This window comes from Nocardia wallacei (assembly GCF_029868745.1).
Classification (GTDB): Bacteria; Actinomycetota; Actinomycetes; order Mycobacteriales; family Mycobacteriaceae; genus Nocardia; species Nocardia wallacei_B.
Map to the genome: position 1 here is coordinate 49,087 of NZ_JARWOP010000375.1, position 7,358 is coordinate 56,444.

The 7,358-nt window shown below is 65.5% G+C and carries 5 protein-coding genes; 2 read left to right on the plus strand and 3 right to left on the minus strand.

Translation table 11 applies throughout. The annotated features are described in order from the left end of the window. Window positions 1–8 precede the first annotated feature (8 nt). Window positions 9–899 carry a VWA domain-containing protein gene (locus tag QH470_RS35095; protein ID WP_280276693.1) on the minus strand — a complete coding sequence of 297 codons (891 nt, stop codon included), beginning with the start codon at window positions 897–899 and terminating at the stop codon, window positions 9–11. Between the two features lie 228 nt (window positions 900–1,127). Continuing rightward, window positions 1,128–4,391 (minus strand): arabinosyltransferase domain-containing protein, encoded by a 3,264-nt coding sequence (locus QH470_RS35100; protein WP_280276694.1) that lies wholly within the window; start codon window positions 4,389–4,391, stop codon window positions 1,128–1,130. A 137-nt stretch (window positions 4,392–4,528) separates the two neighbouring features. Here QH470_RS35100 and QH470_RS35105 point away from each other — a divergent pair, with 137 nt between their 5' ends. Continuing rightward, window positions 4,529–5,098 carry a TetR/AcrR family transcriptional regulator gene (locus tag QH470_RS35105; protein WP_280276695.1) on the plus strand — a complete coding sequence of 190 codons (570 nt, stop codon included), beginning with the start codon at window positions 4,529–4,531 and terminating at the stop codon, window positions 5,096–5,098. 289 nt (window positions 5,099–5,387) lie between these two features. Then, window positions 5,388–6,560, plus strand: coding sequence for a cytochrome P450 family protein (locus tag QH470_RS35110; RefSeq protein WP_280276696.1), 1,173 nt, complete (start codon window positions 5,388–5,390; stop codon window positions 6,558–6,560). On the opposite strand, the gene QH470_RS35115 is transcribed toward QH470_RS35110, so the two are convergent. Next, the coding region (locus QH470_RS35115) for an NAD(P)/FAD-dependent oxidoreductase (RefSeq protein WP_483243959.1) at window positions 6,524–7,358 on the minus strand (835 nt) is incomplete at its 5' end. The genes QH470_RS35110 and QH470_RS35115 overlap by 37 nt on opposite strands.

Consider the following 7,358-nt stretch of genomic DNA (forward strand, 5'->3'; position numbering starts at 1 on the left):
GACGGGCCTCACTCAGCAGTTCCGCTGTCCGAGTTCTCGTTTCGGCCCACGGTCAGCTCACCCAGACCGGTCGGCGTGACCGACCGGGTGCCGATGTCGAGAAAGTCGATCACGGTCGCGGCATCGGCGTTGTAGAGAAATCCCCGAGCACCCGGCTCGACCGAGTACCCCAGCGCCGAGGCCGCGTCGAGCAGCGACGGCGGCAGTTCACTCGACAACTCGTAGAGCATTGCCGCATTCGAATCAGACAGCGCGGCAGCTGAATTCGGAAATCGGACCGGTTGACTTACAAGTCCGGACAGATGCAGGTTGAACACCAGCACCTGGCCGTCGTCGGTGCCCATCTGCCGGATGCGATCCACCACCGCCCGCGGCTCGCCATCGGTGCTCAGTCCGTCGGTCACATTGATCACAATCGGCGGGAAGCTGGACGGATGAGCGGCGCACCAAGACTCCACCACAGGCTCGATGGCGGTGAACGCCGCCGTCATCGGCGTCGCGCCGTTCGCCGCGAGATCCACCCAGATCGGCATCTGCTGCTGCACGGCGACCACGCCACCCGCACCGTCCGGCACTCGCCGGGTCACCGTATCCACACGCAACGGGTTGTCCGCGACCTGTCCGACCGACAAAATGAGGTGGCTGTCGTCACTGCCGTGCAGCACCGGGCCCACCGCCGATCCGTAGCCGAGCACACCGAGTTCGAAATAGCCGTGTACCTCCTCGTCTCCGCGGCTGCACAGCAATACCGCGTTTCCCAGTAGGTTGTTGACCGCAGCCGCCAACGCCGCCGCCTTCGACTGTCCCGTCTCCGCCCACGGTTCCAGCATCGAATATGACTGGTCGATCACCAGCAGCAACAATGCAGGCTGCTTGCGGTTGATTTCGGCCGAATACATTCAGAAACTCCTCCCCACAACTGACCGGCTTCCCCACCCGTCGCCAGATGGCGACTGAGACCATGCCTCCCCTGTCCCGAGCCCAAAGACGAGGCACCGCAAGCAGAATACGCCCCACGAGCCGACGTCGCGCGGCTACTCACCGAATCCAAACGGACCGACGGTGCCATGGGACCGCCGCGCGGGCCGACAATGCCACTCGGCGACCGACAAGAAACGGCGCGGCGGTCAGCGGACGTTGAAATTCAGTGGTCCAGGGTTTGTCAGGGCGGAGCGTTGGATGGTGGTGGTGTCGAGGTGGGCGGGACTGGTGCTGGGGTCGAGTGGGATGAGTCGTTGGAGTTGGCCCCAGTCGCGTTTCCAGTCGTCGCGAAGGTAGGTGGGGACGGTTTGGGTGGTGGTGAGGAGTTGGGTGTAGCCGAGCGGGCCTCCGGAGCTGTGGCTTTGCCAGTTGGTGGTCATTTGTGCGCCGGAGAAGTCGGGCGTGATGCGGTAGTGCGGGAGTTCGGCGACGCCGTCGCGATGCCGCATGGGCTGCTGGCAGGGGAACTGTAGTCCGACCAGCCAGTCCAACAGGACTGGAATGTCGTGTCCGACAACAGTATCGAGTGTTCGAGTTTGTGGCAGGCGGGGTGGCGTGAGTGCGACCCACTGCTTCGGGTCACTACTCGAGACGGAAGCGACGATGCGAACGGCGTCGGCTTGGTCGGGCAGTTCGCGTAGTGGGACCCGCAGATTGCGCCAGGCAGGTTGAAGGACGCTGACATCGTCCGGAGTGATCGTGCCGAGTGATCGAACGGCGTTGTCGTCGCCGACTGTTCCGTATTCGACCTCTACGGTTTGGCCGGGCACCGGCTGGTTGTCCAGGTCGGTGGAGGCGATGCGGCCTGCCGCGCTGATGGCGAGGAGCTGACCGCGGCTGTGCGGTACGGGCATCCTGTACCAGCCGGAGACCAGGTGTTTGTCGGCGCCGGGGCTGCCGTAGCTACCGAGGACCGGCGTGCGTGCGGGGTCGAGTCCGAACGGGAGCGCGATTGTGGTTCCGTTGATTCCGCTGGTGCTCGGATCGGTGGTGTCGCCGCTGGCCCTGCCAGTGTCACCACCGGTCTTGGTCGTGGTGCCGTCGCTGCCGAGCGATTGTCCGACCGAGGCGGCCGCGGCGTCCGAGCCGTCGGAGGACAGGTCGGCGCGGTTGACCCCGTCGGGGCCGAACCCGATCGCCGTGCCGGCCCCGAGCGCGGTCGCCGGATCGCCGGATATCGGCGCCAGCATGCCGATATTGGGATCGGGTTCGACCAGGACGTCGTCGGCGAGCCCGCACGGTCGGCCCGCGATGGCGGCAAGGTTCGATTCGGCCAGCGAGAACGCCGGATACTGCTCGACGGCCGCTTTGACGAACGACGCGACTTCGACCGCGACGATAAGCGCGGCCGTGACAGTCAGCATCGGTACCGCCCGCGTCGTCGTTCGCGGCACAACGCGGAACGGTTCTCGTACGTGGTGCCAGCCGGCAATCGCGATGAGCAGCATCGCCGCTGCGAGCAGCACGAGGCCCGCCGACACCCCGTGGACCGATATGGGCTTGTCCCACCACGGAATTCCGTAGCTGGCGACATACCACCAGCTGTTGGAAGAGGCGAACGATACCGCGAGCACGACCACCACGGCGACGGCAAGCAGTGTCCTATTTCGCGCTGACCGAATGATTCCGGGCCCGCAGGCGACGGCGGCCACCACGGCGACGGCTCCCGCAAGTCCCGCGTAGATACCGAAGTGGTGGGTGAATTTCGTCGGGGAGAAAATCAGCAACGGGATTGCCGCGAGGGTGGTTCCGACTATTCGCCGGGTGGGCCCGGCCGCGAGACCGGGGATGCGGCCGTGGTGGGACAGCAGCACGGCGACCGCTATCGCCAGTACGAGGAACAGGAACAGCATGGCGAACCGCCGGGCGAGTGAGCCGTCGGGCGCCGGCTCGAACAGACCTTGGTAAACGAGATACTCGGTGTACCAAGGCATGTCGGGGCCGACCACGCCGTGAGCTTGTCGCATCGCGGCGATCTCGGAGAGGGGTTGTCCGGCGAACACGACCACCAGCACCACCAATCCGGTGGCGAGCGCGGGAGCGATCAATGGGAGATAGCCGACGCGGCGCGCGCGGGCGACGAGGATCAGGGTCAGCGGGCGAGCGCCGGCCAGTAGCGCCGCCAAGCAGATCAGCCCGGTGGGGTTGGTGACCACGGCCAGCGCGGCCGGTATCAACGCGACCGCTGCCGGAGTGAGCCGCCGCGTGGCGAGTGCACGTTCCACAGACACCCAGGTCAGCAAGACTGCGACGGCGACGGCGGGCTCGGGGCGCAGGCCGTTGTTGTAGGGCAGCCAGAACGCCAGCAACGCCAGACCACCCGCCCACACCGCCCAGCGTTCGGTCCGAGCGGCCACTCCCAGTCGCGGCACCACTTCACGACTGATCAGCAGCCAGCACGCTATGCCGAATACCAATTCAGGCAGCCGGACCACGACGCTCGCCGGGGACACCCGCGCCAGCAGCCCGATCACGTTGTCGTAGGGGATCCCGACCGGTGTCTCGGGGACCCCGAAGTAGGCGAAATAATTCGCCAGATATCCGGCATGCCCGGCGGTGCGGGCCATCCCGAAGATATAGCCGTCGTCCGCTGTGCCTGCGCCGATGATGTACCAGAGCACCAGAATTCCGACGATCACACCGTCCACCGGTCGTGGCCGCCACCACCGGCGCGGGAAGACGCGGCGGTGGCCGCGACCGTCGAGGCGGTCCAGGCGATGCAACGCCCACAGCGCTGCTGCTGTCGCCGCCACCGCTCCGATGATCGCGGCCAGTTTCCACCCGGTCGGCGACGTGGTAAACCGCGAATCGATCACGACATCGGCACGGGCGCCGACCGCAGCGGGATCAGCCAGATCGGTGAACACACCAACCAACTGCGGCCGAAAGTCCTCCCGCAACATCACCGGCTCTCCGCCGCCGCTGTCCACGGTGGTGCGGGCGCTGTCGGAGAAGACCACGACCCTGCAACCGGGCGGCAACTCGGCGACCGGCCGATCCAGCAGCACCTTGTCCCGCAAAACCACCTGCAGCCGGCCACCCTCCACGACGGGAGTCACGACCACGTTCAAGCCGTAATGCCATGCGCTGCCCGACGCCGGTGGCACGGTCGACACCAGATTCCCGCCCCGCTCCCCGAGCATCGACGCGGCGGCACACGGAATATTCACCGACACGCTCTGCGGCGAATACGACACCAGCGCAGCACTCACGCTCCCGGCGTGCCCCTGCTGCGGCCATGAGAAAGATGCCTGCTCCTGATACACCGGCAACAACGGCACCAGTACCGCCAGCACCGCACCGGCCAGACCGGTCACCGCGGCGACAAACCGCCACCAGCGGGACCGACCGTCGTCGGCGATCTTGGAGCCGCTGACAACCGCAGCCGGAGCGCTACGCGTCGCCGTCATCCCGCGACCCCGCCAACCCAGTCGCACCGGGCCCGGGTCGCCGCGCAATACAGCTGGCAGACAGCGTGTTCGATCACCGCACCACATTTAGTTGAAACACTTGTTACAGTCAAGACGGCGACCACTAGAGTCATGGCGTGGCCCGCCGAACAGACCATGAGAAGCGCGAGCAGCTCCTGGCCCAGGCCAGCGAGATCCTCTGCCGCCGAGGGATCGTCGACACCTCACTGCGAACCCTCGCCACCGAGATGGGCACCAGTGCCAGGATGCTGATCTACTATTTCGGCTCCAAGGAACAACTGCTCCTCGATGTCCTCGCCCTCCACCGGCAGCAGGTCACTCCGAGTTCGGAGGACCTCACATCTCCGGCGGGGTTGCGCGCGTGGGCATTCGCCGACTGGGAATCGATGATGCGCGGCGAGAAGCGCATCGGCGTCCGGATTCAGGAGCAGATATTCGGCGCGGCCTGCGCGCAGGACAGCCCCTACGCCGCCTACACCTCGGAGACTCTCACACAACTGATCCGCAATCTCGAGGCAATGCTGCGAGCCATCGGCATGCCCGCCGAGCTCGCCGCCACCCGCGCCGACATAACAATCAACGCGTTGCAAGGACTTGTCATGCGCTACTGCACCGCCGAAGACCCCACCCTCATCGACCGCAGCTTCCGGCGATTGATCGACGACCTATTGCTGGCGCCATTCTGATTCACAGCGAGCTGGTTTCTCTCAATTCCGCCGCGCCTGCATGAATCGCCAATAGCCCTGGATACGAAACAAGTTGGAATGCTTGTTTCCCCGAACCCATTGAACTGCAACAGCTCCCGGTAACATCCCCCAGCATGCCCACACAACGAATGCCAGGCCGTCCCGCAGTAGGCCGAAAGGGATCCAACGCGGCACCGCGCGCGGGAGTTATGTGTTGAGCAATACAGATCCGAACTCCAACGGGAAGTCCCTGACCACGCATGGGTCCCCGGTACCCGCCGACTCTCACGTGCGGCTGGACACCCCCGCGTTCGCGGCCGACCCGCACCGCGCCTACGAGAACATGCGGCGACGCGGACCCCTGGTGCCCATCGAGCTTTCTCCTGGCGTACCGGCGACACTCGTGGTCGGCTTCCAGGTGGCCGTGCAGATCCTCAACGACGAACATCATTTCCCCGCCGACTCCCGTCGATGGGAGAAGAACGCGCCATCGGACTCCCCGATGCTGCCGATGTTGGGTTATCGCCAGAATGCGCTGCGCACCGCGGGTGCGGAACACGAGCGATACCGGCGCACCATTGTCGCGGCGTTGGACACCGTCGACCTGCACAAGGTGCACGGCGCTGTTGCTCGGGCCGCCGAAGTGCTGATCAACGGCTTCTGCGAAACCGGAACCGCCGACCTGCGAACCGATTACGCGTTTCCGTTGACCTTTCGGGTCATCAGTGAACTGATGGGCTTTCCCGAAGACGCCGCGGCGGCGGCCTACCACGGGATGGCCGCGATGCTGGAGGGTGTGGGCGCCGAAGAAGGGCAACAGCAGTTCGTCCAGGCGCTGATAGGAGTTGTCCAGCAGAAGCAGGCCGAGCCGGGCGACGATTTGACCTCCGAGTTGTTGAAGCACCCGGACGGGCTCGATGCCATGGAAATGGTGAATCAGGCCGCGCTCCTGTTCTCGATGGGTACGGAGCCGACCTGCAATCTCATTCTCAATGCGCTACTGCAGTTGATGACTGATGAACATTACGGCGGCGAGGTACTCAGCGGCGCCATGGCCACCCGGGACGCCATCGATGCGGTGCTGTTCGAGGATCCCCCGCTGGCCAACTGGTGCGTGAGCTACCCCAAACAGCCGCAACTCATCGGCGATACGTGGCTGCCGGCCGATCAACCGGTGGTCATCAGCCTGGCCGCCTGCAACAACGATCCCGCCGTCGCAGGCGGTGACCGCAGGGGCAACCGGTCGCATCTCGCGTGGGGCGGCGGCCCGCACGGCTGCCCGGCCCAGCCCCTCGCCCACACGATTGCCTCCCAGGGCATCGACCTGCTGCTCGACGCGCTGCCGGATATCCGCCCGAAAGTGCCTGTGCAGCAACTACCTTGGCGGCCGGGGCAGTTCCATCGAGCGTTGGCGGCACTACCGGTTCAGTTTCCGGCGTGCCCGCCGATGCGTCTCGTCTGACGAGTGAGAACGAAACCGTCATAGTCGTCGGCGGCGACCTGGTCGCATTTCTCGCGATATGCTCCGACGCCGCCGATGTACGCGTACATCACCCGCGGTTTGCCGGGGACATTCGATCCCACATACCAGGAGTCCACCTTCGGGTACAGCGTCATATCGCCGACTTCGCCGACGTGCCTGGTCCATTCCCGCTCCGCGTCGACCTCGGCCTCCATGGTCGTGACGTCCTGGGACCGCATCGCATCGATCGCGTCCGCGACCCAATCGACGTGCTGCTCGATGGACACCATCATGTTCGACAGCACCGACGGGCTCCCCGGGCCCGCGAGCACGAAAAGGTTCGGAAAGCCCGCCACCGCGACGCCGAGGTAGGTGACGGGCCCGGCTGCCCATTTCTCCCGCAATGACACGCCACCCCGGCCGCGAATGTCGATCGCGGCCAGCGCACCGGTCATCGCGTCATATCCGGTGGCGTAGATGATGTCGTCGAATTCGAAACTCTCCTCCGTCGTTTCGAGTCCGGAGGCGGTGACCTCGGTGAGCGGGGTCGCGCGAACGTCCACGAGCCGGACATTGGGACGATTGAAGGTCTCGTAATAATCCGTCCCCAGAACCGGGCGCTTGACGCCGAAAAGGCCCGCGGGCTGAAGAAGCCGGGCGACAGCCGGGTCCGTCACGATCTCGGCGATTCGCTCGCGAATGAACTGGGCGGCGGTCTCGTTGGCGGCTTCGTCGGCGAGCAGATCCGTGTATCCGACCAGCATGCTGACCAATTCGCTGTCCTTGTCCTCCCACACC